This window comes from Desulfoscipio geothermicus DSM 3669 (assembly GCF_900115975.1).
GTDB classification, from domain to species: Bacteria; Bacillota; Desulfotomaculia; order Desulfotomaculales; family Desulfallaceae; genus Desulfoscipio; species Desulfoscipio geothermicus.
In genome coordinates this window covers 1-24,394 of record NZ_FOYM01000009.1, presented here as the reverse complement: position 1 = coordinate 24,394, position 24,394 = coordinate 1, and the positions used below count along the sequence as shown (strand labels likewise).

The following is a 24,394-nucleotide window of genomic DNA, read 5'->3' as shown; positions in this document are numbered from 1 at the left end:
CAGGTCGGGTTGTTCCCCGCTGCGTTCAAAATCTCCGCGTCGACGGGACTAAGGTTCGCTTCGGGCCGAATTTGGCGGTCCTGCATATTGCGCAGAACGGGTAGTTATACTGAGTCATTTATTAACAATAGCTTTCTCTTTTCAAGCTATGCCAGTGGTTTTTGCGCGATTCGTCCCGCCAATTCGGCAGCCTCAGCTTCACCAAGTCCCGTTTCCGACGCTCCGACACATCACTTGCGGGGAACAACCCGCCCCGCACCCAATATACCTTTTCAGGACAGGCACCGATTCACAAAGCGAATCGAAGCCAGTCCCCTTTTACGCTGCTCGTCCCCTTTTTTATTATTTCACTAAACCGATTGAAACCTGTTGTTTTTCCGCGTCCCAGCTTACTTCGGCGCCGAAGGCTTCGGCCACCCGGCGGATGGGCAGGAAGTCAACCCCGCCGGCGGTAAAGGGTGCGGCGTCGATTTTTTGCTCCTGATTGTTGATCTTTATCATAGGTTCACCGACAGTTAACTGTACGGAAGTGTCCGGGCCGGTAAGGGTGATGATTTTACCCGCTTTGGTCAGTGTAACTTCCAGTCCCTCGGCCAGGGCGTCCGCCGGGGCGAAGCTGCGACCGTCTTGTTTGACGGGTGCTGACGGCAAATCTATCGTGGCGGCATTATTTATAATTTTGATGCTATATTTAGTAAATCCTGCAATTATTGTTAATTTTCTTGTTTGTCCGATAATGCAAATGTGGGCTTTTACTGCGCATATTACCGTAAATCCATTATCTTGCTTGACGCTGCCGGGTTTGCGGTATACTATGAAATAATATGAAGGTTAAGTCATTTAAGGAAGTGCGGTGTAACAGTGCGTGAAGTCTATCTTGACAACAGTGCCACCACCCGGCCTTACCCGGAAGTGGTCCGGGCGGTGGTGGAGGCGATGGAAGAAAACTATGGTAACCCCTCTTCGCTGCACCGTAAAGGGGTGGAGGCCGGCCGGGCGGTTACCCGGGCGCGGGAGACGGTGGCGGCCGGTTTGGGTGTGGCCCCGGGTGAAATTGTGTTTACCGGCGGAGGCAGCGAGGCCGTCAACCTGGCTGTCAAAGGCGTGCTACCGGGCCGGCGGGGCCGGCACGTGATAACCACGGCGGTGGAACACCCGGCCGTTTTAAACGCCTGCGGACAGCTGAAGGAACGGGGTATTGAAATAACGGTGCTTCCGGTGGACGGCGAGGGTGTGGTGGACCCCGGGCATCTCCGGGCTGCTTTGCGGGACGATACTTACCTGGTGGCAATAATGCACGTCAACAATGAAGTGGGCGCGGTGCAGCCGCTGGACGAGCTGGCGGCGGTTATTGCCGAATTCCGCCGGGCCGGGCGGCGGCTTTTATGGCACGTGGACGCGATACAGGCCTACGGCAAGTTGCCCCAGCGACCGGCGGAACTGGGGGTGGACCTCCTGTCAGTCAGCGCCCACAAGGTGCACGGCCCCAAGGGAGTAGGGGCGCTCTATGTGGCGCCGCGCACTCAGCTGCAGCCGCTGGTGGCCGGCGGGGGACAGGAGGCCGGCCTGCGTTCCGGCACCGAGAATGTCCCCGGCATAGCGGGATTCGGCGCGGCCGCCGCGGTAATCGCCCGAGAGGCACGCGACAGTAATACCGCGAAAAAGCTGTTTGCCCTCAAAAAAAGGTTGGTGGAAGGCATCCTGGCGGCCGTGCCCGGCGCTGTGTTGAACGGACCGGCGTGCCGGGAGGACAATCCCCGCTGCGCCCCGCATATTGCCAACATTTCCTTTCCCGGCCTGCGCGGGGAGGTATTGCTCCATTCCCTGGAGGGGCGGGGTATTTATGTATCCACCGGCTCTGCCTGCGCCTCCCGGAAGAATCCCGGCAGTCACGTGTTAAAGGCCATGGGACTGAAGGGAGAGCTGCTGGAGGGAGCCATCCGGTTCAGCCTGTCCTACACCAATACGGAGGAAGAAATAGATTACGCCGTGGAAAATACCGTGGCGGCAGTTGAGGAACTACGGGCGCTGTACGATTAGAACACGGGATACAGGACGGTATATAATATCGCGAGGTGCACAAATGTACAATACATACATGATCCGTTACGGTGAAATCGGTTTAAAAGGTAAAAACCGGCCGGCATTTGAAAAACGGTTGATGGGCAACATCAGCCGGGCGCTGAAAGATACCGGGCCGGCCCGGGTGCAGCGGGTGTACGGTCGGATTCTGGTGGAAAGCGCTGCCGATCCGGCCAGGGTGCTGGACAAGTTAAGCAAGGTTTTCGGCATTGTAGGCATCGGGCCGGCGCTGCGCTTGCCCCTGGATGAGGAAGCCATTTGCGAGGGGGCGCTGGCGGCTTTGAAAGACGCCGCCGCCGGCATAAAAAAAACTCCCGGGACCCCGCTTACCTTCAAGGTGGAGGCCCGGCGTTCCAACAAACAGTTCCCCCGGACGTCGCCGGAACTGAACGGCCTGATCGGCGGTTATTTATTAAAGAACTACCCGGGGCTCACAGTTGACGTACATAACCCGCAAATCAGGGTGCGGGTGGAAATACGCGAGAAAAACGCCTTCATCTACGCGGCCGACATACTCGGCGTGGGCGGCTTGCCCGTGGGGGCCAGCGGCAAGGCGCTGCTGCTCTTGTCCGGGGGTATTGACAGCCCGGTGGCGGGCTGGATGGCCATGAAAAGGGGCATTGAAATCGAGGCGGTGCATTTCCATAGCTTCCCCTTCACCGGGGAAAAATCACTGGAAAAAGTGCGGGACCTGTGCCGGGCGCTGACTGCCTACACAGCACGCATCAAGCTGCACGTGGTGCACTTTACCGACATTCAAAAGGATATCCAAAAAAACTGTCCAGAGGAATTACGGGTAACCATCATGCGGCGCATGATGTTTCGCCTGGCCAAGCGCATCGCCGGGCAGCAGGAGGCGCTGGCGCTGGTGACGGGCGAAAGCGTGGGCCAGGTGGCCAGCCAGACCCTGGAGAGCATGCGGGTGATCAACCAGGTCATTGACCTGCCGGTGCTGCGTCCCCTGGTGGGGATGGACAAACTGGAAATTATTCACAGGGCACAGGAAATCGGCACTTATGATATTTCAGTGCTGCCTTACGAGGACTGCTGCACGTTGTTTTTGCCCAAACACCCGGCCACCAGGCCCCGGTCGGAGCAGGCCGAGGAAGCTGAAAAGCCGCTGGCCGTGGAGGATTTGCTGGCCGGCGCCCTGGAGCGTACCGTGGTGGAGGACATAGGTCGTAAAGTTTAATTCCGGAGGTGAGCCGTCTTGAGTTTTTCCATGCTGACCAAGAATGAACTGGCCCGGGTGGCGGACGCGCGGCGTTGCTGCAAGCTGGCCGAGCTGGCCGCCCTGGTGAAAATGGACGGCTCCCTCCAGATCAGCGGGCGCCGGGTTTCATTGAACATATTTAATCATAACGCCGCCGTAGTACGGAAAGTTTTCAAATTGATCAAGGAAATTTTCAGTTTGCAGGCGGAAGTGCTGGTCAAGAAAAAAATGCGCTTGCATAAAAATAATGTTTACGTGGTGCGTATTCCTCCCCAGGAAGGGCTGCGCGAAATGCTGGTTCAACTGGGCATGGTGAAATCCGACGGTGCGCTGCGGGAAGGGGTACCCGGTGACCTGGTCCGGAACGAATGCTGCCGCCGGGCCTACCTGCGCGGGGTTTTCCTGGGCGGCGGCTCGGTTAATAACCCGGGGGGCACCTATCACCTGGAGGTTATCACCGGCAAAGAACGCCATGCCGTTGATATATGCCGTTTGCTGAAAAAATTTAATTTTTCGGCCAAAGTCAGCCAGCGTAAAAGCTGGTATGTGGTGTACCTTAAAGAAAGCGAGCAGATAGTGGAGTGCTTGAACAACATGGGCGCCCATTCGGCGCTTTTGGAATTCGAGAATGCCCGGATATATAAAGATATGCGCAACCGGGTGAACAGGCTGGTAAACTGCGAAACGGCAAATTTGAACAAAACGGTTAACGCCTCCCTGCGCCAGGCGGAGAATATTCGCTTGATTGCCCGTTTCCTGGGAATGGACAAACTGCCCCCATCGCTGCGGGAAGTGGCGGAATTGCGGATTAATTTCCCCGACGCCAGTTTAAAAGAGCTGGGGGAGATGGCCAACCCGCCCCTGGGTAAATCCGGCGTCAACCACCGGTTGCGCAAGCTGGATAAAATTGCGGAAAAATTACGTACAGGGTCTGATTTCCCGGAATCCGCGGCGCCGGAGGTTGAAAGTGAATGAGAAGGATCAAGCGCTTTCCCGTGTCCGGGGGCAACTCCCTGCACGGTTGGTACCGGCGGGTGGGTTTTTTCCGGGTGGTATATAATTTTTTGTTGATCGTGCTGGCCCGGTACCTGCCTTCGCTGCGGGTAAAAAATTTTCTGTACCGGATGGTGGGTATTCGGGTGGAGCGGGGTGTTTCGGTGGGATTGATGGCCATGATGGACGTTTTTTACCCCCAGTACATCTCCATTGGGGAAAACAGTGTTATCGGTTACAATGTCACTTTGCTGGCCCATGAATTTTTGGTGCATGAATACCGGCTCGGCCCCGTGGAAATTGGTAAAGATGTTATGATTGGCGCTAATTCCACGGTGCTGCCGGGAGTGCGGATTGGCGACGGCGCGGTGGTGGGGGCCGGCTCGCTGGTAAACCGGGACGTTCCACCCGGCGCCCTGGTTTGCGGTGTCCCCGCAAGGGTCAAAAGTAAGAATTCAGAATACAGAATTCAGGAGTTAAGGAATGAAAGATAGAATTCAGAATACAGAATAAAGAATTCAGCAGTTGAAGATTGGATAAATTTGCCTTTGAGAAAACCGGCATTGCAAGCAAAAGTGCCGTAAAAAATATTCTGACTCCTGACTTCTGAATTCTATTTTTATCTTAATTTATAACTATTCACCAAAAAACATTGACTGCTGTGGTATTGCCCATTAGCAAACGACTTGCGTAGCGCCGGTAACAGCATCCGACGAAGCTTCGGGTAACCGGATAGCGACGCGAAATCAGCGGCTCACTAACAGTTTGTAATTAAGTATAATGAGCTTTAAAGATAATATTTCAGAAATAAGAAAACATATTGCGCCGCCTTTGCAGCGCCGCTAATCCGGTCCGAAGCGAGGCGTGGTGCTGTCGGCGCGAAGCACTGGAGTGAGCGTTGGGCAATACCACAGCGGGCTTGCTGAATAGTTACCTTTATCTTAAACAAAGGAAGGCTTTCTTGCAACAATGAGATTAATGAGCGAATTACTGTCCGAACTGTGGCGGCGCCCGTGGCGTTCCAGCCTGGTCTGGCCGATCATTATCACCAATATCCTGGGTTCTGTTTACGGTTTTTACTGGTACCGGGCGCAGCTGGCGGAAACGCCTCGTTACCTGTGGGCCCTGGTGCCGGACAGCCCCCTTTCCACCACCTTGTTTGCCTTGGCTTTGCTGCTGGTGCTGGCCGGTAACCGGCCCGGGTTGATTACGGCAGTGGCCTGCGCCACCACCATAAAATACGGTTTGTGGGCGGTGGGAATGATTACCCATTACTGGGCGCTGGGCGGGCCGGTCAACTTTACGGAGGTAATGCTCTGGCTGTCGCACTGGGGCATGGCCCTGGAAGGGTTTATATTTTTACGCACGGTGCCGGTTCCGGGCCGGGCGCTGCTGGGCGCGTCGCTGTGGATGATATTTAATGATTACATGGACTATTTTCGAGGGCTGCATCCGTACCTGTTCAGTCCACTACAGGAAAATTTCGCTCTCTGGCTCGCTGCCGGGTTGACCATTGTCGCATTTATTGCCCTGGTTCGGGCCTGGGTCTGTAATCATTTGCCTGTTAACTGAATATATTGGTTTATAAAAACAGGCAGGAATTTTGCTAGTGTATGTAGAAATATATTTTAAAAAATTTGAAAATTTATTTGAATTTATAGGAGGAATCTATTGGCTATGCGCATGGGTTACGGGCTGAACGTCGTGCAGACACAAAAATTGATCATGACCCCTGAATTGCGCCAGGCCATTGCCGTGCTGCAACTTTCCTCCCTGGAACTGAGCAGCTATGTGGAGCAGCAGCTCCAGGAAAACCCGCTGCTGGAAATCGGGGAGGATCAGTCTGAAAGGATAGATACACCGGACCAAAAGCATGAAGAAGAGGGTGCCGGGGAAAACCAATACGATATAGATTGGCAGGATTACTTTCACGACAGCAGTGATTTGGGAATGCCCCGGTCGGAGGTATCCCGCGACCGGGAAGAATACAGTTACGAAAACTTTGTTTTCCGCGCGCCCGATTTGTTGGAGCATCTTTTAAGCCAACTGGGCCTTATTCGCTGCAGTGACCGGCAGCGTGCTATAGCCGAGTATATTATTGGCAATATCAATCGCAACGGTTATCTTGGTTGTTCAACTGAAGATATGGCTAAACAGTTGAATACATCCACGGAGGAAGTTTTGGATGCTTTGCAAATAGTACAGTCGCTGGATCCTCCGGGGGTGGGTGCCCGCTCGCTGCAGGAATGCTTACAGTTACAGTTGAATTACCTGGGCATTGATGATGAATTAGTGCACAACGTGGTGGAAAGACACCTGATGGACCTGGCCGACGGCAAGTACAGCCGCATGGCACAATTGTTGGGCGTACAGGCGCAGGATATTCAGCGGGTGGCCGACCTGCTTAAAACGCTGGACCCCAAGCCGGGGCGAAATTTCGGCGGCGCGGGCGACAACAGATACATTGTGCCGGATATCGTGTTGAACAAGGTGGACGGGGAGTATGTTATCATTATCAACGATGTTTCCGTGCCCCGCCTGACCATTAACAATACTTACCGCGCGGTGCTTAGCCATGAGCAGGGTGACAACAAGACTAAAAAGTTTGTCGAACATAAGCTGAACGCCGCGGCCTGGCTGATTAAAAGTATTGAACAGCGACGCTTGACCCTGTACAAGGTGACCAAGTGCATCGTTGATTTGCAGCGGGAGTTTCTGGACTACGGGGTCAAATATCTCAAACCCCTGAACCTTAAAACAGTGGCCGATATGGTGGAACTGCACGAATCCACCGTGTCCCGGGCCACTTCCAATAAGTATATCCAGACTCCCCAGGGTGTTTTTGAAATGAAATACTTTTTCTCGTCCGGTCTGAGCAATGCCGGCGGTTCCATGGTATCCGCCGAAAGTATCAAAAAAACCATGCAGGAAATTGTAGAAAAGGAAGATTCCCAAAAACCGCTGAATGACCAGCAGATCGCGGATATATTAAGCCGCCAGGGCATTAAGATTTCCCGCCGCACCGTGGCCAAGTACCGGGATGAACTGGGTATACCGCCGATTAGAAAAAGGAAAAGGTATTAAATAAAAATATTTTTGCGGGAAGAGGTATCGCATATGTCGATACCTCTTAATTTTTTATAATCTTGTATACACAAAAGGAGGAAACAATTTGAAGATTGGCGAATAGAGTATAACATAATTAATTAATTAATGATTACTAAGGCATACTATTGAAAGGAGTGGGTATAACAATGGCGGTAAGAGTGGGGATTAACGGTTTCGGCAGGATTGGACGTTTGGTAATGCGAGCAGCGCTGCGCCATCCTGAAATTGAGGTGGTGGCCATTAATCATAAATCCCGCAGGTTGCCGGCTAACGATGTATTCGCTCAGACGCTAGCCCACACGTTAAAGTATGATTCCGTACACGGCAGGCTTGACGCTGATATAACCGGTTACAATGATATTATTGCGGTAAACGGCAAGGAAGTCAAGGTCCTGGCCGTGGGAGATCCGGCCGAGTTGCCCTGGGGCGACCTGGGGGTGGATATAGTGGTGGAATCAACCGGTAAGTTTCGTGATCCGGATGAGGCCGCCGCGCACCTGCGGGGCGGGGCGAAAAAAGTTGTCATCACCGCGCCGGCCAAGGGTGAATGCCTGACTGTGGTCATGGGAGTTAACGAAGAGCAGTATGATCCCGCCGTGCACCACGTGGTGAGCAACGCATCCTGTACCACCAACTGCCTGGCGCCCGTGGTCAAAGTTTTGTTGAAGAATTTCGGTATCGTTAAGGGGCTCATGACTACTGTACATGCGGTGACCAACAACCAGCAAATACTGGATATGCCCAACAAAGATTTGCGCCGCGGCCGGGCGGCCGGCAATTCCATTATCCCCACCACCACCGGAGCGGCCAAGGCGGTGTCGCTGGTGCTGCCGGAATTGGCGGGCCGGCTGAACGGCATGGCCATGCGGGTACCCACCCTGAACGTGTCCGTGGTGGACCTGGTGGCGCAATTACAAAAAAAGGCAACCCGGGAAGAAGTAAATGCGGCCCTCAAGGATGCATCTGAAGGTGCATTAAAGGGTATACTGGCATACAGCGAACTACCGCTGGTTTCCGCCGATTATAACGGTGATCCCCATTCTTCTATTGTTGACGCCCTGTCCACCATGACCATTTATGATGACATGGTGAAGGTAGTGGCCTGGTACGACAATGAGTGGGGTTATTCCAACCGGGTGCTGGATTTGGTAAAATACATTGCCAAACAGGGATTTTAATATTATCATTAAAAGACGTGGTAAAAGATTCCTAGGGGGGGGTAACATGGCCAAAAAAACCGTACGGGACATTGATGTTTCCGGAAAACGGGTATTGGTGCGGGTTGATTTTAACGTGCCCCTGGACAGCGCAGGAAATGTGACGGACGACACCCGGATCAGGGCGGCGCTGCCCACCATTAAATACCTGATCGGGGAACGGGCCAGGGTTGTTTTAATGTCGCACCTGGGGCGGCCCAAGGGCAAAGTGGACGAAAGGTACCGGATGGGGCCGGTGGCCGATCGCCTGGCGCAGCTATTAGGCGCCCCGGTGCGCAAAATGGACGAATGCATCGGGGATCAGGTGCGGCAGGCGGCGGATAGCCTGGGGGAAGGGGATGTAATGCTGCTGGAGAACGTTCGCTTTTACCCCGGGGAGGAAAAAAACGAACCGGATTTTGCCCGCCAACTGGCCGCGCTGGGTGACATCCTGGTGAATGACGCCTTCGGCACGGCGCACCGGGCCCATGCCTCCAATAAGGGGGTGGCGGAATTTATCCCCGCCGTGGCCGGTTTTCTCATGGAAAAGGAAATATCCATGTTGAGCCGGGTATTGAGCGAACCGGCCAAACCCTTTGTGGCTATTATCGGCGGGGCCAAAGTGTCCGACAAGATCGGCGTCATTGACAACTTGCTGCAAAAGGTGAATGCGCTGCTGATCGGCGGCGGCATGGCCAATACTTTTTTAAGGGCCGGCGGACTGGAAACGGGCAAATCCTTGCTGGAAGAAGACAAAGTGGACCTGGCCAAACAGTTGATGCGGCAAGCTAAAGAGCTGGGCGTGGCCATGTTGCTGCCCGTGGACGTGGTGGTGGCTCCGGAGGCTTCGCCGGGGGCCGAATCCAAAGTGGTTGCGGTGCAGGAAATCCCCGGTGACGCGATGGCCCTGGATATCGGGCCGCAAACTGTACAAAACTTCGGGGCCCGGATTAAAGACGCCGCCACCGTGGTCTGGAACGGGCCCATGGGCGTGTTTGAAATGGAGCCCTTTGCCGGCGGCACCGTGGCCGTGGCCCGGGCGCTGGCGGACAGCAACGCCGTGACCGTGATCGGCGGCGGGGATTCGGCCGCCGCAGTGGAGAAGGCCGGGGTGGCGGATAAGATCACCCATATTTCAACGGGCGGGGGCGCTTCGCTGAAATTCCTCGAGGGCAAGGAACTGCCGGGCGTGGCGGCCCTGCAGGATAAATAGGAGTGATATGCTTTATGCGTGAACCCATCATAGCGGCGAACTGGAAAATGTACAAGACCGTCGGTGAGGCGGTCAATTTTGTGCGCGGATTTACCGGGCTGGTGGCCGGGGTGACCGGGGTGGAGATGGCGCTGTGCCCACCTTTTACGGCCTTGGCAGCGGTGGCGGAGCAGTTGGCCGGGACGAACATCGCCCTGGGCGCCCAGAACATGTACTGGGCGGACGAGGGTGCCTTTACCGGGGAAATTGCGCCGGGCATGCTGAAGGAAATCGGCTGCCGGTATGTTATACTCGGCCACTCCGAACGCCGGCAGTATTTCGGGGAAACGGATGAAACGGTGAATAAGAAGGTACACGCCGCGCTTAAATACGGGCTGAAGCCCATCGTCTGTGTGGGTGAACGGCTGGAAGAGCGAGAGTCCGGCACCACCGAGTCAGTGGTGCGCAGCCAGGTGGAGGGTTCGCTGGCGGGGCTGACGGTCGAGCAGGCCGCCGGGCTGGTGGTGGCCTACGAGCCGGTGTGGGCCATCGGCACGGGGCGCACGGCTTCAGCGGAGGATGCCCAGCAGGTGAATGCCTTTATTCGCGGGCTGCTCCGGGATATGTTCGGCGACGCGGCGGCCGAGGCCGTCAGGATTCAGTACGGCGGCAGCGTCAAGCCCGGCAATACGGCCCGGCTTATGGCCCAGCCCGACATTGACGGCGCCCTGGTGGGCGGCGCCGGCCTGCAGGCAGACAGCTTTGCAGAGATAGTAAAGAACTCGCTGGGGAAGTAATTATTTGGAAAATAAAGGGGACAGGCTTTCATGCCGCTAGCGCGTCACCACGGTAAAAAGGGGACTGGCTCTGTTTTCGTTCTTTGAAAATGGTGCCTGTACCCTTTTTACCGGCGCAATCAGGGAATGGAAATAATATCCACGAAAAGTAGCCTGTCCCCTTTTTTGTAAGGGAGGATATTGTTTTGGCTTCCAAGAAGCGGCCCCTGGTGCTGATAATTTTGGACGGCTGGGGCCTGAATGAGAGTAACGAAGGCAACGCCATCGCCATGGCCGCCAAACCCAACATGGAAAGTTTGCTGGCCCGCTATCCCAACACCGTGCTGGGCACCTCCGGGGAAGACGTGGGTTTGCCCGCGGGGCAGATGGGCAACTCCGAGGTGGGGCACCTGAACATGGGCGCCGGGCGGGTGGTTTACCAGGAACTGACCAGGATCAGCCGGGCCATCCGGGACAGGTCGTTTTACGACAACCCGGTGCTGCTGGAGGCGGTGGAAAAGGTGCGGGAGCGAAAAACCGCCCTGCACTTGATGGGGCTGCTGTCCGACGGTGGTGTGCACAGCCATATTGAGCATTTGTATGCCCTGCTGGAACTGGCCCGGGACCAGGGGCTGTCGCGGGTTTTCGTGCATTGCTTCCTGGACGGGCGGGATGTGCCTCCGGCCAACGCCCGGGAATATATAATTTCGCTTGAAGAGCGGATGAAAAAAACAGAAACCGGTAAGGTGGCCACGGTGATGGGCCGCTATTACGCCATGGACCGGGACCGGCGCTGGGAGCGCACCAGGGATGCCTATTACGCCATGGTCAAAGGCGAGGGTATCAAGGTTCCCTCGGCCCTGGCGGCGGTGGAACAGGCTTACGGGCGGGGGGAAACCGACGAATTCGTCAAGCCGTCGGTAGTTGCCGACGAACATAGTAACCCCGTGGCCCGGGTGGAGGACGGGGACGCCGTCATTTTCTTTAATTTTCGGCCGGACCGGGCCAGGCAAATCACCCGGGCTTTTGTGGACGAAGATTTAACCGGTTTCCCACGCCCCGCCGGCCGGCCGCACGTGCATTTCGTGTGTATGACCCAGTATGATAAAACCATTGCCGCGCCGGTGGCCTACCGGCCCCAGGTGCTGGTTAACACCCTGGGCGAGGTGCTTAGTTATCACAACCTGAAACAGCTGCGGCTGGCGGAGACGGAAAAATACGCCCACGTAACCTTCTTTTTCAACGGCGGGGTGGAAAAACCCAACCGGGGTGAAGACCGGGTATTGATTCCTTCCCCCAAGGTGCCCACTTACGATCTCCAGCCCGAGATGAGTGCCGTGGAGGTTACCGATACCCTGGTTAATAAAATACGGGAGCAAATTTACGACGTAATCATCGTCAACTATGCTAACCCGGACATGGTGGGGCACACCGGGGTGCTGCCGGCGGCGGTGCGGGCCGTGGAAACGGTGGACAACTGTATCGGCCGGGCGGTGCAGGCCGTTAAAGAAGCGGGCGGGCTGGCGATTATCACCGCCGACCACGGCAACGCGGAAGTTATGCAGGATGACGCGGGCGAACCGTTCACGGCGCATACCACGGACCCGGTGCCCTTTATCCTGGTCAGCGACGATCACCGGGACGCCCAACTGCGCCCCGGTCGCCTGGAGGACGTGGCTCCCACCGTATTGGGCCTGCTGGGAATTGACCGGCCACCGGAAATGACGGGACAAAGTTTGCTGGATGCGGGTATACATAAAAGCTGACGTGGTATTACTTTAATAGTATATTTTCATGAGGGGGTATTTTTGTGTCTACTACCATTATAGACGTTACGGCCAGGGAGATTCTTGATTCCCGGGGCAATCCCACCGTTGAGGTGGATGTTATCTTGGAAGACGGCACCTTGGGCCGGGCCGCCGTGCCCTCCGGTGCATCCACCGGGGCCTACGAAGCGGTGGAACTGCGGGATGACGACCCGGGCCGCTACAAGGGTAAAGGCGTTACCAAAGCGGTGCTGAACGTAAACGAGCAAATCGCTCCCGAGATTGTGGGTTTTGATGCCATTGACCAGGCCGGGGTGGATCTGACCATGATAGACCTGGACGGTACGCCCAACAAGGGTAAGCTTGGGGCCAACGCCATCCTGGGCGTTTCCATGGCCGTGGCCAGGGCGGCTGCCGAAGTGCTGGGGATTCCGCTGTACCGCTACCTGGGCGGTGCCGGGGCCAGGCTGCTGCCCGTGCCCATGATGAACATTTTAAACGGCGGCAAGCACGCCGACAACAACGTGGATATTCAGGAATTCATGGTCATGCCGGTGGGGGCGCAGGATTTTGCCGGTGCCCTGCGGATGGGTGCGGAGGTTTTCCATACATTAAAGAGTGTGCTGAAGAAAAAAGGGATGAACACCGCTGTGGGTGACGAGGGCGGATTCGCCCCCAACCTGGGTTCCAACGAGGAAGCGCTGGCGGTAATCGTGGAAGCCATTGAGGCGGCCGGCTACCGTCCGGGCGAAGATGTGGCCCTGGCCATTGACGCGGCGGCCACGGAGTTTTACCAGGACGGCAAATATGTACTGGCGGGGGAAGGGGTATCTTACTCGGCGGCGGAAATGATCGAGTTTTATGCCCGGCTGGCGGAAAAGTACCCGATTATTTCCATTGAAGATGCTCTGGCCGAAGACGACTGGGACGGCTGGAAGCAGCTGACGGAGCGTATCGGCGGCAAGGTGCAGATCGTAGGGGATGACCTGTTCGTCACCAATACCGAGCGACTGGCCCGGGGAATTGAATCCGGGGTGGCCAATTCCATCCTGATTAAGTTGAATCAAATCGGCACCATCACTGAAACCCTGGCCGCCATTGAAATGGCCAGGCAGGCCGGCTATACCGCGGTGGTGTCGCACCGTTCCGGGGAAACCGAAGACTCCACCATTGCCGATCTGGTGGTGGCGGTAAACGCGGGGCAAATCAAGACCGGCGCGCCCTCCCGCACTGACCGGGTGGCCAAGTACAACCAGTTGCTGCGCATCGAGGAGGAACTGGCCGGCACGGCTTTGTTCAAAGGCCGCCGGGTGTTTTATAATTTAAAATAGACCGACCAACAATCACAATTAACTAAGCGCCATTAAATGCTTGCTTTCTCTGTCAGGGTATATTAAAATGTTTACAACCGATAAGGAGGAGTAAGTAGTGGTTGCTAAAGTTATTTTAACTGTTTTACACGTTTTGTTCAGTCTGGGGCTGATAGCGGTAATACTGTTGCAATCCGGTAAAAGCGCCGGGCTGTCCGGGGCCATAGCCGGCGGAGCGGAAACTTTTTTTGGCAAGAAAAAAGGTCTTGATGAACTGCTGGGGAAAATAACAGTTTACATGGCCATTGCCTTCGCTGCTACTTCGCTGGTTTTAGTGGTGTTGTCGAGATAAAATCCGGGGCGTAAGGCCCGGATTTTTTTATTCGCCAGGAATTTAAAACAGCAAAATGTTTCGCTGGTTATATAGTATTAATTATATAATTGTCAATTTTTACTCCCTATGCTATAATTTTTATGGACAAAACAAAGGGGAGAAGGAGGTGAATTCGGCAAATTCCCGGTAGCATTGATGGGAGTATGGCGTTGTTTGTGAAAAAACTATTTATTTGGGGAAGAGGAGGGTAATAATAAGTGGAAGAGTTCAACATCACGTTGGCGTATTACGCTGCCGGAGCAGGCGCCCTGGCGTTGTTGTTCGCCCTTTTCACCATGTCCCAGGTGCTTAAGGAAAGCATGGGCACACCCAAGATGAAGCAGCTTTCCGAGGCTGTTCAAGAGGGTGCCATGGCGTATATGAACCGCCAGTATAAAACGCTTGCGCCTTTTGCAATTGTAATTTTTGTTATTCTCTGGGCATTGCAGTACATGATTGAGATTCCTGAAGGTTCTCACCTGCCCGTAGGTCCGGCATCCGCCATTTCTTTCCTGGTGGGCGCGATTTGTTCCGCCATTGCCGGTTACCTGGGTATGAACAGTACCACCAAGTCCAACGCCCGTACCGCTGAAGCTGCCCGCAGCCACGGTCTGGGCAAAGCCCTGCAGGTTTCCTTCCGCGCCGGTGCCGTTATGGGTCTTTCCGTGGCCGGTCTGGGTCTGCTGGGTGTTTCCGTCCTGTTTATTATCTTCAAGAGTCCGCTGATCATCAACAGCTTTGCGTTCGGTGCATCCGTTATCGCCTTCTTCGCCAGGGTCGGCGGCGGGATCTACACCAAGGCCGCTGACGTGGGTGCGGACCTGGTGGGTAAAGTGGAAGCGGGTATCCCCGAAGACGACCCGCGCAACCCCGCCACCATCGCCGACAACGTTGGTGACAACGTCGGTGACACCGCCGGCATGGGCGCCGACTTGTTTGAGTCTTATGCCGCTACAACCATCGCTGCCATGCTGATCGGTAACGCGCTGTTCGGTTTCCCGGGAGTAATCTTCCCGCTGCTGGTCGGTGCTGCCGGTATTGTTTCCGCTATCCTCGGTACCTTCACCGTGCGTACCGGTGAAGGCGGCAACCCGCAGGCTGCTTTGAACGTGGGCCTGTGGACTACCAACGTGCTTACCGCTATCGCTACCTGGTTCATTGCCAAGGCTACTTTTGCCGATCCCAGCTTCGGTAATGTTTCAACCGGTATCTTTATGGCTGTTTTAGCCGGTCTTATTGTTAACGTAGCCGTAGGTTACCTTACCGAGTACTACACCTCCAACCTGAAGCCCCCGGCGATCAAGATCGCCGAAGCTTCCAAGTCCGGTCCGGCCACCAACGTTATTCACGGTCTGGCGGTGGGTATGGAGTCCACCTTCATTCCCATGCTGGTGTTTGCCGGTTCCATTTACTTCGCTTTCTGGGCTGTTATGTCCAATTCTCCGGAAGGCCAGGGCGGCCTGTGGGCTATTTATGGCATCGCCATGGCGGCTATGGGTATGCTCTCCACCGCCGGTATGGTTGTGGCCATGGACTCCTTCGGCCCGGTGGCTGACAACGCCGGCGGTATTGCTGAGATGGCCGAACTGCCGCCTGAAGTGCGTGAGAAAACCGACAAGCTGGATGCCGTTGGTAACACCACTGCGGCTATCGCCAAGGGCTTTGCCATCGGTTCCGCTGCCCTGACAGCCCTGGCTCTGTTCAGCGCTTACGTTGACGGCGTCAAGCATAAGTTTGGTCTGGAAGAGTTTGTTGTTAACCTGACCGAGCCCATGGTTCTGGTAGGTGTGTTCATTGGCGGCGCTGTGCCGTTCCTGATTGGTGCCCGCACCATGCGCGCCGTGGGTGAAGCTGCTTTCGGTATGGTGGAAGAAGTTCGCCGCCAGTTCCGGGAAATCCCCGGCATCATGGAAGGTACCGGCAAGCCTGACTACGCCCGCTGCGTGGACATTGCCACCAAGTCCGCCATCAGCAAGATGATCTTCCCCGGCGTTGTAGCCGTTATCGTGCCGATCATCGTCGGTTTCGGCCTTGGCGCCAAGGCTCTGGCCGGTTTTCTGGGCGGCCTGACCACCACCGGTGTGCTGCTGGCCCTGTTCCTGGCCAATGCAGGCGGTGCTTGGGACAACGCCAAGAAATACATTGAAGGCGGCGCCCTGGGCGGTAAGAAGAGCGAACCGCACAAGGCTGCCGTTATCGGTGACACCGTAGGTGACCCCTGTAAAGACACCTCCGGTCCGGCCATGAACCCGCTGATCAAGGTTGCAGGTACTATCTCCCTGATCCTTGGTCCCCTGCTCACCAGATTATAAGAGCAAATAACCAAAAAGGGGACTGGTTCTTTTTTCGCATTTTGAAAAAAGTGCCTGTCCCCTTTTGGGTTTTTTTACCCCCTCCTTGGGGTCAGACTTAAACTTGATTAAACTAACTGCATTATTAAAATAATACGATTATTTCCCGTTAATTACCGGTGCGAACATGGTCAGCGCGGCGGCGATTACCAATAGAGCCAGGGTGATCAAGCGCCAAACGCGCACCCCCTTGCCCCGGACTTTCGCTTTGCTCATGGGAATAAGGCTGGCGGCAAAGATAAAAGCAACCACTGCCACTATTAATTGTAAATTATCCAATCAATTTCCCTCCCGGATTACCGTAATACTTGCAATGTTAGATTAATTATAACCTGCCTTGATTCTGAACGCCACCGCCCGGCTTTATAAAATGGCGTTTGAAAATTAGCGTTTCTGATTGGCGGGTACATGCGCATATTTCTGTAAATTGCGGGAAAAATGTATTTAAATATTAGTAACCGGAGGGATGTCAGTTGGATTACAGCGATCCCGGGCAGCGTTACAAAAAGGGCATGACATACGATGAAAAAGTAAATTTTTCTTACGAGTTGGAACAGGAAATCGTGGAAAATAAAAAGGAACTGGCCAGGTTGCAAAGTGCGGGTGCCGGTGATACCCGCATCAAAGAGCTGGAAGAGCGGATCAGCAAAAATGAAAAGCTATTGCAGACAGTGCAGAATGATATACACGGATTGCAAAATGTTTTTTAATAAAAATTTTTCATTAAGCAGGCTGTATTTGCACAGCTTGCTTTTTTTTGACTTACCGGCAACGGGTGTCAAGTCTTGCCATAATGGGTTATAATATGTAAAAATAGAGTCCGGGGGGAGATCCAGTGCAAAATAGAATTAAGGGCAGCGATCACATGTGCTTTGGCTGCAGTGAGAGAAACCCCATCGGTTTCAAGCTGAAGTTTACCATGGACGGCGACATCTGCCGCACAGAGTTTACGGCCGGGGAAGAGCACCAGGGTTGGAACGGTTACATGCACGGGGGGTTGATTGCCGCTATACTTGATGAAACCATGGCCTGGTGGCTCTGGTTGAAAGATATATCCATCATGACCGTGGAAATGACTATCCGTTATAGCCTGGGAGTGCCGGTACATACCAGGCTGCGGGTGGAATCATGGTGTGAGGAGGAAAAGCGAGGTAAACTTTTTCACATGGCCGGCCAAATAATACTACCTGATGGTAAGGTGGCGGCTAAAGCCAGAGCCAAGTTCATGAAAATTGACCCGGCGCAGTTTTAAAAGGATAAACGGAGGGAGATTATGAACAGGGAAGAAGCCTACAGCCTGCTGAAAAAACATTTGAAAACCAAGAATTTAATTAAACACTCACTGGCGGTGGAGGCTGTTATGCAGCGCCTGGCCCGCCATTTCGGCGAAGATGAGGAAAAATGGGGCCTGGCGGGATTACTGCACGATATTGACTATGACCGGACTAAGGATGACCCGGGCCGACACAGCTTGGAGGGGGCCGAATTACTGGCGGAACAGGGCCTGCCCGGTGATGTGGTTTATGCGGTCAAGGTGCATAACGAAGCTCACGGGCTGCCGAGAAAAACTTTAATGGACAAGGCGTTGTATTCAATTGACCCGCTGACCGGCTTGATAGTGGCGGCAGCTTTGATTAAACCCGAGAAAAAGCTGTCTGCTATTGATGTCGATTTTTTAAAGAAAAAATTCGGAGAAAAATCCTTTGCCCGGGGTGCCAACAGGGAAATTATTGCCGCCTGCTCGGAAATGGGGCTGGAATTGGATGAGTTCCTCGGGTTGGGGCTGGAGGCCATGCAGGGCATCAACAAGGAAATGGGCCTGTAACCCATTGACAAATGTGTAGTTAGTGGTATAATAGTTTAATGCTGTGGTAAATAAAGTTGCTGTTGTTCTTAAAGCCCTCTCCTTTAAGGAAGCAGGGCTTTGATTATCGAGGTGATAAAGATGGCCGCCAGAACTATCACCAACCGCAAGGCCCGCCATGAATACCATGTGGATGAAACTTACGAAGCGGGTATCGCCCTGACCGGAACGGAGATAAAGTCTATCCGGGCCGGCAAGGCCAACCTGCAGGACAGTTACGCCCGAGTTGAAAACGGCGAATTGATTTTATATAATATGCATATAAGCCCTTATGAACAGGGTAACCGGTTTAATCACGAACCCAAGCGCCCGCGCAAACTGCTCATGCATAAGCGGGAAATTATGCGACTGTTGGGGCAAACCCGGGAAAAGGGATTTTCGCTCATTCCGCTGAAACTGTATTTTAAGAACAGCTGGGTCAAGGTGGAACTGGCCCTGGCCAGGGGCAAAAAGAAATATGACAAGCGCGAAGACATTGCCGCCCGCGACGCCAAGCGGGAAATGGACCGGGCTATGAAAAACAGGCATAGAGAGTAAGGTATAATAAGGGGGCGAAATGGTTTCGACGGGGGAAGTTGTGGCAGGATAAGCGAGCCGGGGTTCCATCAGCCCGTTAAACGGTGGACAGTTAATTATAACTGCCAACGAAGAATACGCACTGGCTGCTTAATTTAAAGCAGCCCATCCCACCTGCTCTTGCCTGTGGAGCGGGACTCGGGGTGTCGACTTAGCAGGCTCGCCTTTAAATCAATTCTCGGAGGTTTAAGGGGACATTCATCGAGATAGCTCTAAGCGGAGCCTGGTTGTGGGCGCCGGAGGGGCGAAACTCAAAACACAACCTACGCTCGTAGAAGGTCTTGTGGCTCTTCCTTCGGACGGTGGGTTCAACTCCCCCCGCCTCCACCAGTCGTATGCACAGACACCATTAGGTTAACTTCAATGGTGTCTGTATTGATTTTAACGTCTTTAACAAACCTTTCGATGACTTGCTTAACAACAAGCGGGTCATCACTGTTAAGTGCTTGTCTATAAGTATTTAAAACCTCTAAAATTTTTTCTTTAGAAACAATTTGTTCTTGTTGTTTAATAAGCCATTCCTGGTAGCGGCTCTCCAGGGTGGTTTTTTCATTTTCCAGCGACTTGAGTTTTTCGGCGAAGGCCCGAATTACAACAGTACCTTCGGCAATGGCGTCAACAATATTTTTTATCTGCCGGTCAACTTTATCCAATTCCTTTTTAAGATAATCGCCTTCGCCGGCGGTTTCCTTCTTTATGTTTGAATAATGGGTATATAATTTTTCAGCCAGCCCGGTCATGGCCTCTTCACTGAATATCCCTTGCTTAAGCTTGTTTATCACATATTCTTCAATAGTGCGTTTATTAATCTTCTTATTGATACAGGTTTTTGTGCGATCAGCGTTGTTGCACAAGTAATAATAACGCTGCCTTGTTTCTCTTGTTACCCTGGTCTTATATGTGCTGGATGATCCTACCATCCTTTTGCCGCATTCACCGCACCAGATTAAGCCTGATAGTAAATAAACGACTTTTGCTTTGTGGCCACCTGTAGACCTAAGTTTCTTGTTTTGATTCATTTTATTTTGTACCCTCCAAAAGAGATTTTCAGGAATAATGGCCGGAATGGCGTTGGGTATTTCAATCACCTCTTCGGGACTTTTTGATAAATGATTATTCCTTTTTCCGTCAGGGGTTTTGCTGGCCGAACGATTGAATACATACGTGCCAATATATTTTTTATTGCGTAGTATTTCATGGAGGCTGTTTTTACCAAAAGGTTTTCCAAGTTTGGTTTTATAACCATGCTTATGTAAAGCATCCCGAATACTGTTATATCCATGGCCGGCGTCACGCATTTCAAAAATCATGCGCACGGCAGGTGCTTCAGATTCATTTATAATATAATTTTTATCTTTATCCACATCAAACCCCAGTGGAGGGAGCCCCCCGGTATGTTTGGCCTTCAGGGCTGTTTCTCTCATGCCCTTCATAACTTCGCGGGCCAAGTTTTTACTGTAATATTCAGCCATACCCTCCAATACAGACTCAAGAATTATGCTTTCCGGGCTGTCATCCAGGTGCTCAAGTACGGATTGAACTAAAACGCCGGCTTTGCGTAATTCTCGTTTATAAAAGGCGGAGTCATACCGGTTTCTGGCAAAACGGTCAATCTTGTGAACAATTAAAAAATCTGGTTTTACCAGGTTTCCTTTAATTTCGCTCATCATTTTAAGGAAGCCCGGCCTGTCGTCAGTCTGGGCCGACTTAGCTTCATCGGTATATATCTTGATAATCGAATGTCCGTTTCTTTCGGCATATTCCGTACATGCCCGGATCTGCGCGGTAATGGATTCTTCACGTTGATTGTCGCTGCTGTAGCGTGCGTAAATGACGGCTTTCAAGTTTATACCCCCATAAAATATTGTCGATAATTTTGGTGTGTAGGTAATTACTTGATTACTTTATAACGCATCATTTCTACTGGTAGCCCGACCCTGGCCGCAAAATGCTCCATGGATTCATTAAATTCCGGTTCTTCTCCCCAAGTAAGTAGTTCTACGGCAAACTTATTAGCCTCGTATTCAACCCGAGACTCCATAAATGTATGTTCTGCCATAAAGAAATATCCCATCCCCTGCGGAGACAACTGCCGATGGCCCAACTCATGGGCTAATACAATCCGTTTCAGCCATTCCGGGAGGTTCGAGTTGAGGACAATGGTAACATTTTCGGCTATTTCAAGTATCAGACCTTTAATCCGGCGAAAGGGGAATTCGTCTATGTCAATGCCTATGGCCCGGGCCAGGCGGTAGGGATCGTTGGTTTCATGTTTTTCTATTAATTGTTTGACGAATTGTTTAATGTAATCCATAGAAATCACCTGCTTGTCCATAAAAACAGTGTCGAAAAATGTCAAAATATCAAAATAAAACTAAAACCTGCTACTTTTGATTGTAGCAGGTTGTTTTATGTTCGCCCAAGTGGGCTAATAGCTGCACTTTACAGGTCGAGTTCTTGCTTGAGATCATCCCAGCTAACGCCTTCCTCTTGCCCCCCACTCAAGGCCGCTCTTTCGCTTTCAGGCCAGTCCAGGTAAATGTAGTCGCGACAGACGGGGCAAATGAATTCGTCATGCCAGACAGTCTCCCATGGCGCATTAGGATCATCTAATAAATCTGCAAGCACAAGGACGGTGCCGCATTTTTGACAGGTGGGATCAATATAAAAAGGTTTGTTATGTGATCGCGGTATGGCTGCGCTTTCTGGTTGTACGCTTTTTACCAGTTTTTCCAGGTACCTTTTGGCCTTTGCTACATTTTGTTCCGGAATCCTATCAATTAGGCGGTGGAGCTCTTCTTTGGGAGTGCCCACTAAAAATCACCCCTTCCCCTTTTCTCGCTTTTTCTTTTCCCGCTCCCACTTTACCTTCAAATAGGTAAGGATATCTTCTTTATCCTCCTCGTTCAAAGGGGCGCCGTCAAAATAAATGTTGGCGGACTTTAGAAAATCCTCTAGCTCGATGTCGGTGGGAGGCGTATTGCGGTGCCACCAGGAGGGAGTAGAGGGATCATTGGCACGGCCAAGAAGGTAGTCCACGGAAACATTAAAGAAATCGGCCAGCCGCTGGAGAGTATCGGGGTCGGGCCTTCTTGTTCCTTGTTCATAGTTAGCTATTTGACCGCGTGAATAACCCAGGGACTTCGCTAAATTATATTGGCTAAGTCCTTTGTCTTCTCGTAAACTCTTTAACCGTTGAGGTAGCAAGTATTTTTCCACATACATACCCCCATAATCAAATTATAAGACACGCTCTGTTTCTTTGCTATAATAGACACAAAAAGTTTCTAAATACACTTGACAGAAACATAATGTGTCTTTATAATCTGAAGCAAAGGACACGATACGTTTCCATAATGAAAAGGAGGGAAGGCATTGAAAAGGCGAGAGAAGTTAATTGCGTTACGAAACAATGTTCCCAGGCCAGAAATAGCAAAACAAATCGGTATTACGCCACAAATGCTCGGCATGATAGAGAGGGGGGAAAGAACCCCGTCACTGCTCTTAGCTAAGAAGATTTCCGATTTCTACGGAGTATCGGTTGAAGACATTTTTTTTGAAGCACAGAGAAACGATTTGTGTCTGGATGACCAAGCCGCCACCCCCGAGGCGGTTAACCAGTAAAGCTACATGGGCCGGGACACTGCCGAAATCGAGAATCTAAGTTTACAAACCGCCTGGCCCTTTAAAAACTATCATAAGCTGTAGTTTATCTCCTGACATTAAGGAATAGTAAAGGTATTTTTTATAAAATTCTGCGCAAATAGTCAAAATCCTACCAATAAATGGTATTGATTTTTATAGGTTAATTATTTAACCAATGGGCAGGTGAATCAAATGATAGCTTTGGTTAAATATGTTGCCAAAAGAGAAAAGGACCATTTGGAAACCATAAGCAGAGAAGTTGTGGAATTAATGCCTGGGAATTTAGAAGAAGAATACAGTGACCTGGCAAGAATTATATTGCCTTCGATAATGAAAATGTTAGAGGAGCAAGAAACCGATGGTGACGTGGCAAGCCGCTAAATCGGTGAAATACGAGGGGCGGGGGGATGGGGGGAGAAATAATCAGTCTATCTTGGCGGTAGGCCTCCGGGTAGGGCAACTGCTCGAAGGCGTGCCGTCAATAATCAATAATACGGCCTAAACTAAATCTAAACAGCGGAGCCGGCTTAAGCCGCAATGCCGGCGAACCAACTGTGGTCCTTGATAACTTAATACTGAATATAAGATAACCGTCGTCTATGTGTGGCATATTAGGCTATACTTGGATGTCGGAATGATTGTCTATAATCGTTTCATGGCTGGGCAGATATCGGCAAAGAGAGCCGGAAGGCCTCCGGCGAAGCAAATGGTAATGTGCTGTTATTTTGGGAATGTTCACTATAGTTGCGGCTATCTATATACATTTCCACCTTTAATGGTACGACCAGGCGCGTAGATGCTAAGAGCTCCCCCACCGTATTATTGTCTTTTAAGTAGCTCACCAACTCTGCATTGATTCACAAGGTGACGGCAACGGGGCTTGCCGAGCTCCCCGAACAGGGTCAAAGGATATCGCCTGCGGTTATCAGGCAATCAGTTTAGTGAAAAAAAAACAGCGTACTATTCATGCGCTGTCGTACGGAGCCGGAATAATACGTCCGGCTCCTTGGAGAGGGCATGGATATGGGCCTTACGCCTAGTGCCGAAATTCGCAGCTGTACGGTGAAAAGTATTTAAATCTTTGAATGGAGGTATGCCGGTTGACTGATATTTTGGGCAGTGTCAGTGAAATTAGGTTGACTTGGAGGCTAAAGCCGGAGTTAAGGGCAAGAATGGTTAGACACATGATGAAACGCCGCGGTCATGCCGGGGTTAGAGCTCTTGCCAGTGTACTAAAGCTGACTTACCGTGAGATTTATGAAATTGGCGGACTGGAAGGGTGGTTAAACAAACGCAAGTGCCAGCGGAGACAGAGGCGTAGTCGTCAGAGGACGAAGTTACGTGATTACAGTGTTGAAATTACATATGCAAAAGAACCGGTATCCAATGGCGGAGGGAAACTTGGCAAAGGCGGCGGCCTGCAGGATGCCGGTCGCCGGGCTATCATGCAGGCCGTAAGCGGGCAGTAGTTGTAGCCCTGGCACCGAAAGCGATACCATAAGCCCGCTTATAACGTTTGGGTGCGGAGTTATAACAAGGGATTATGGCTTTAGTGGTTGCGGCACAACCCCCATTTAATGTAAACTAAAACCAGATACAGAAGAATGCCTGAATCCGTGAAAATATCATAATTAGCAATAATAGCAGCAAAATAATGGAATTAACTGCCATAACATATCAATAAATATTTGCTGTATGTCATTAATTTTATTGCGTAAAATTAAGCCATTTTAACACCTCAACTTAAAACAGGATTTAGGCAATAACCAACAAGCCCAACCAAATAATATTCTTGGTAAGGTTATATCACACATTAATATCTTGCCAAGAACCAGTGTTTAGTTTAAAGCCAAGGCAATACGCTTGAAAGTCATAAACCACGGACTGTGGCAGCCAAAACGCAACTTATATTTTCTGGCATGGTAAACCATGCGCGATGCTAATGTAAT

The 24,394-nt window shown here is 52.1% G+C and carries 26 protein-coding genes and 1 other RNA gene; 21 read left to right on the top strand and 6 right to left on the bottom strand.

Going from position 1 to position 24,394, the window contains the following annotated elements; genetic code table 11:
- Positions 1-342 precede the first annotated feature (342 nt).
- Complete coding sequence (locus BM299_RS06875) at positions 343-657, bottom strand: copper amine oxidase N-terminal domain-containing protein (RefSeq protein ID WP_425429476.1); 315 nt, start codon at positions 655-657, stop codon at positions 343-345.
- Positions 658-861: 204 nt separating this feature from the next.
- Here BM299_RS06875 and BM299_RS06870 point away from each other — a divergent pair, with 204 nt between their 5' ends.
- The 13 genes from BM299_RS06870 (at position 862) to BM299_RS06810 (ending at position 16,321) form a co-directional block, all read left to right on the top strand.
- Positions 862-2,040 carry a cysteine desulfurase family protein gene (locus tag BM299_RS06870; RefSeq protein WP_092482733.1) on the top strand — a complete coding sequence of 393 codons (1,179 nt, stop codon included), beginning with the start codon at positions 862-864 and terminating at the stop codon, positions 2,038-2,040.
- Between the two features lie 43 nt (positions 2,041-2,083).
- A complete protein-coding gene (gene thiI / locus BM299_RS06865) occupies positions 2,084-3,274 on the top strand; it encodes a tRNA uracil 4-sulfurtransferase ThiI (protein ID WP_092482732.1) in 1,191 nt (396 codons plus the stop codon).
- 18 nt (positions 3,275-3,292) lie between these two features.
- Positions 3,293-4,270 (top strand): DNA-binding protein WhiA, encoded by a 978-nt coding sequence (whiA, locus tag BM299_RS06860; RefSeq protein ID WP_092482731.1) that lies wholly within the window; start codon positions 3,293-3,295, stop codon positions 4,268-4,270.
- A complete protein-coding gene (locus BM299_RS06855) occupies positions 4,267-4,782 on the top strand; it encodes an acyltransferase (protein ID WP_092482730.1) in 516 nt (171 codons plus the stop codon). The genes whiA and BM299_RS06855 overlap by 4 nt, the downstream gene beginning before the upstream one ends.
- Before the next feature lie 475 nt (positions 4,783-5,257).
- Positions 5,258-5,860, top strand: a complete 603-nt coding sequence (locus tag BM299_RS06850; protein ID WP_092482729.1) for a DUF1405 domain-containing protein — start codon at positions 5,258-5,260, stop codon at positions 5,858-5,860.
- Between the two features lie 105 nt (positions 5,861-5,965).
- Entirely contained in the window at positions 5,966-7,372 is a 1,407-nt protein-coding gene (gene rpoN, locus BM299_RS06845; protein ID WP_092482728.1) for an RNA polymerase factor sigma-54, read from the top strand.
- A gap of 170 nt (positions 7,373-7,542) precedes the next feature.
- Entirely contained in the window at positions 7,543-8,574 is a 1,032-nt protein-coding gene (gap, locus tag BM299_RS06840; protein ID WP_092482727.1) for a type I glyceraldehyde-3-phosphate dehydrogenase, read from the top strand.
- Positions 8,575-8,620: 46 nt separating this feature from the next.
- Positions 8,621-9,805: a phosphoglycerate kinase gene (locus BM299_RS06835; RefSeq protein ID WP_092482726.1), complete on the top strand. Its 1,185-nt coding sequence runs from the start codon at positions 8,621-8,623 to the stop codon at positions 9,803-9,805.
- A 14-nt stretch (positions 9,806-9,819) separates the two neighbouring features.
- Positions 9,820-10,581 carry a triose-phosphate isomerase gene (tpiA, locus tag BM299_RS06830; RefSeq protein ID WP_092482725.1) on the top strand — a complete coding sequence of 254 codons (762 nt, stop codon included), beginning with the start codon at positions 9,820-9,822 and terminating at the stop codon, positions 10,579-10,581.
- 185 nt (positions 10,582-10,766) lie between these two features.
- Positions 10,767-12,326, top strand: coding sequence for a 2,3-bisphosphoglycerate-independent phosphoglycerate mutase (gene gpmI / locus BM299_RS06825; protein ID WP_092482724.1), 1,560 nt, complete (start codon positions 10,767-10,769; stop codon positions 12,324-12,326).
- A 44-nt stretch (positions 12,327-12,370) separates the two neighbouring features.
- On the top strand, positions 12,371-13,657 hold the full coding sequence (gene eno, locus BM299_RS06820; RefSeq protein ID WP_092482723.1) for a phosphopyruvate hydratase: 1,287 nt from the start codon (positions 12,371-12,373) through the stop codon (positions 13,655-13,657).
- Positions 13,658-13,754: 97 nt separating this feature from the next.
- Positions 13,755-13,988: a preprotein translocase subunit SecG gene (gene secG / locus BM299_RS06815; protein WP_092482722.1), complete on the top strand. Its 234-nt coding sequence runs from the start codon at positions 13,755-13,757 to the stop codon at positions 13,986-13,988.
- A gap of 239 nt (positions 13,989-14,227) precedes the next feature.
- The gene (locus BM299_RS06810; protein WP_092482721.1) at positions 14,228-16,321 is read left to right on the top strand and encodes a sodium-translocating pyrophosphatase; all 2,094 of its coding nucleotides are present in this window, start codon (positions 14,228-14,230) and stop codon (positions 16,319-16,321) included.
- Positions 16,322-16,459: 138 nt separating this feature from the next.
- Here BM299_RS06810 and BM299_RS06805 read toward each other — a convergent pair whose 3' ends face one another.
- Positions 16,460-16,639 carry a hypothetical protein gene (locus tag BM299_RS06805; RefSeq protein ID WP_092482720.1) on the bottom strand — a complete coding sequence of 60 codons (180 nt, stop codon included), beginning with the start codon at positions 16,637-16,639 and terminating at the stop codon, positions 16,460-16,462.
- A 194-nt stretch (positions 16,640-16,833) separates the two neighbouring features.
- Between BM299_RS06805 and BM299_RS06800 the strand changes: the two genes are divergently transcribed.
- The 5 genes from BM299_RS06800 to ssrA all read left to right on the top strand — a co-directional run bounded on the left by BM299_RS06800 (position 16,834) and on the right by ssrA (position 19,130).
- The gene (locus BM299_RS06800; protein WP_092482719.1) at positions 16,834-17,070 is read left to right on the top strand and encodes a hypothetical protein; all 237 of its coding nucleotides are present in this window, start codon (positions 16,834-16,836) and stop codon (positions 17,068-17,070) included.
- A gap of 125 nt (positions 17,071-17,195) precedes the next feature.
- Positions 17,196-17,612, top strand: a complete 417-nt coding sequence (locus BM299_RS06795; RefSeq protein WP_092482718.1) for a PaaI family thioesterase — start codon at positions 17,196-17,198, stop codon at positions 17,610-17,612.
- A 21-nt stretch (positions 17,613-17,633) separates the two neighbouring features.
- Positions 17,634-18,185: an HDIG domain-containing metalloprotein gene (locus tag BM299_RS06790; RefSeq protein WP_092482717.1), complete on the top strand. Its 552-nt coding sequence runs from the start codon at positions 17,634-17,636 to the stop codon at positions 18,183-18,185.
- Positions 18,186-18,305: 120 nt separating this feature from the next.
- Positions 18,306-18,761: an SsrA-binding protein SmpB gene (smpB, locus tag BM299_RS06785; RefSeq protein ID WP_092482813.1), complete on the top strand. Its 456-nt coding sequence runs from the start codon at positions 18,306-18,308 to the stop codon at positions 18,759-18,761.
- Between the two features lie 10 nt (positions 18,762-18,771).
- Positions 18,772-19,130, top strand: a transfer-messenger RNA (tmRNA) gene (gene ssrA, locus BM299_RS06780).
- Here the strand turns inward: ssrA and BM299_RS19255 are convergent.
- The 4 genes from BM299_RS19255 to BM299_RS06745 form a co-directional block, all read right to left on the bottom strand.
- The gene (locus BM299_RS19255) at positions 19,109-20,644 is read right to left on the bottom strand and encodes a recombinase family protein (RefSeq protein ID WP_165608213.1); all 1,536 of its coding nucleotides are present in this window, start codon (positions 20,642-20,644) and stop codon (positions 19,109-19,111) included. The two genes, ssrA and BM299_RS19255, sit on opposite strands and share 22 nt — an antisense overlap.
- Before the next feature lie 47 nt (positions 20,645-20,691).
- Positions 20,692-21,114: an ImmA/IrrE family metallo-endopeptidase gene (locus tag BM299_RS06755; protein ID WP_092482714.1), complete on the bottom strand. Its 423-nt coding sequence runs from the start codon at positions 21,112-21,114 to the stop codon at positions 20,692-20,694.
- 128 nt (positions 21,115-21,242) lie between these two features.
- A complete protein-coding gene (locus BM299_RS06750; protein ID WP_092482713.1) occupies positions 21,243-21,614 on the bottom strand; it encodes a hypothetical protein in 372 nt (123 codons plus the stop codon).
- Positions 21,615-21,620: 6 nt separating this feature from the next.
- The gene (locus tag BM299_RS06745) at positions 21,621-22,019 is read right to left on the bottom strand and encodes a helix-turn-helix domain-containing protein (protein WP_245779680.1); all 399 of its coding nucleotides are present in this window, start codon (positions 22,017-22,019) and stop codon (positions 21,621-21,623) included.
- A gap of 156 nt (positions 22,020-22,175) precedes the next feature.
- On the opposite strand from BM299_RS06745, the gene BM299_RS06740 reads away from it, so the two are divergent.
- The 3 genes from BM299_RS06740 (at position 22,176) to BM299_RS06730 (ending at position 23,914) form a co-directional block, all read left to right on the top strand.
- Positions 22,176-22,424, top strand: coding sequence for a helix-turn-helix transcriptional regulator (locus BM299_RS06740; RefSeq protein ID WP_114340119.1), 249 nt, complete (start codon positions 22,176-22,178; stop codon positions 22,422-22,424).
- A 213-nt stretch (positions 22,425-22,637) separates the two neighbouring features.
- Complete coding sequence (locus tag BM299_RS06735) at positions 22,638-22,826, top strand: hypothetical protein (protein ID WP_092482712.1); 189 nt, start codon at positions 22,638-22,640, stop codon at positions 22,824-22,826.
- Positions 22,827-23,545: 719 nt separating this feature from the next.
- On the top strand, positions 23,546-23,914 hold the full coding sequence (locus BM299_RS06730) for a hypothetical protein (RefSeq protein WP_092482711.1): 369 nt from the start codon (positions 23,546-23,548) through the stop codon (positions 23,912-23,914).
- Positions 23,915-24,394: the final 480 nt, after the last annotated feature.

What these genes read in the sequence shown, in the direction of transcription:
- thiI (WP_092482732.1), top strand. Translation starts at nt 2,084, where the DNA reads ATGTACAATACATACATGATCCGTTACGGTGAAATCGGTTTAAAAGGT.
- BM299_RS06855 (WP_092482730.1), top strand. Translation starts at nt 4,267, where the DNA reads ATGAGAAGGATCAAGCGCTTTCCCGTGTCCGGGGGCAACTCCCTGCAC.
- BM299_RS06850 (WP_092482729.1), top strand. Translation starts at nt 5,258, where the DNA reads ATGAGATTAATGAGCGAATTACTGTCCGAACTGTGGCGGCGCCCGTGG.
- rpoN (WP_092482728.1), top strand. Translation starts at nt 5,966, where the DNA reads ATGCGCATGGGTTACGGGCTGAACGTCGTGCAGACACAAAAATTGATC.
- gap (WP_092482727.1), top strand. Translation starts at nt 7,543, where the DNA reads ATGGCGGTAAGAGTGGGGATTAACGGTTTCGGCAGGATTGGACGTTTG.
- BM299_RS06835 (WP_092482726.1), top strand. Translation starts at nt 8,621, where the DNA reads ATGGCCAAAAAAACCGTACGGGACATTGATGTTTCCGGAAAACGGGTA.
- tpiA (WP_092482725.1), top strand. Translation starts at nt 9,820, where the DNA reads ATGCGTGAACCCATCATAGCGGCGAACTGGAAAATGTACAAGACCGTC.
- BM299_RS06790 (WP_092482717.1), top strand. Translation starts at nt 17,634, where the DNA reads ATGAACAGGGAAGAAGCCTACAGCCTGCTGAAAAAACATTTGAAAACC.
- smpB (WP_092482813.1), top strand. Translation starts at nt 18,306, where the DNA reads ATGGCCGCCAGAACTATCACCAACCGCAAGGCCCGCCATGAATACCAT.
- BM299_RS06755 (WP_092482714.1), bottom strand. Translation starts at nt 21,114, where the DNA reads ATGGATTACATTAAACAATTCGTCAAACAATTAATAGAAAAACATGAA.
- BM299_RS06735 (WP_092482712.1), top strand. Translation starts at nt 22,638, where the DNA reads ATGATAGCTTTGGTTAAATATGTTGCCAAAAGAGAAAAGGACCATTTG.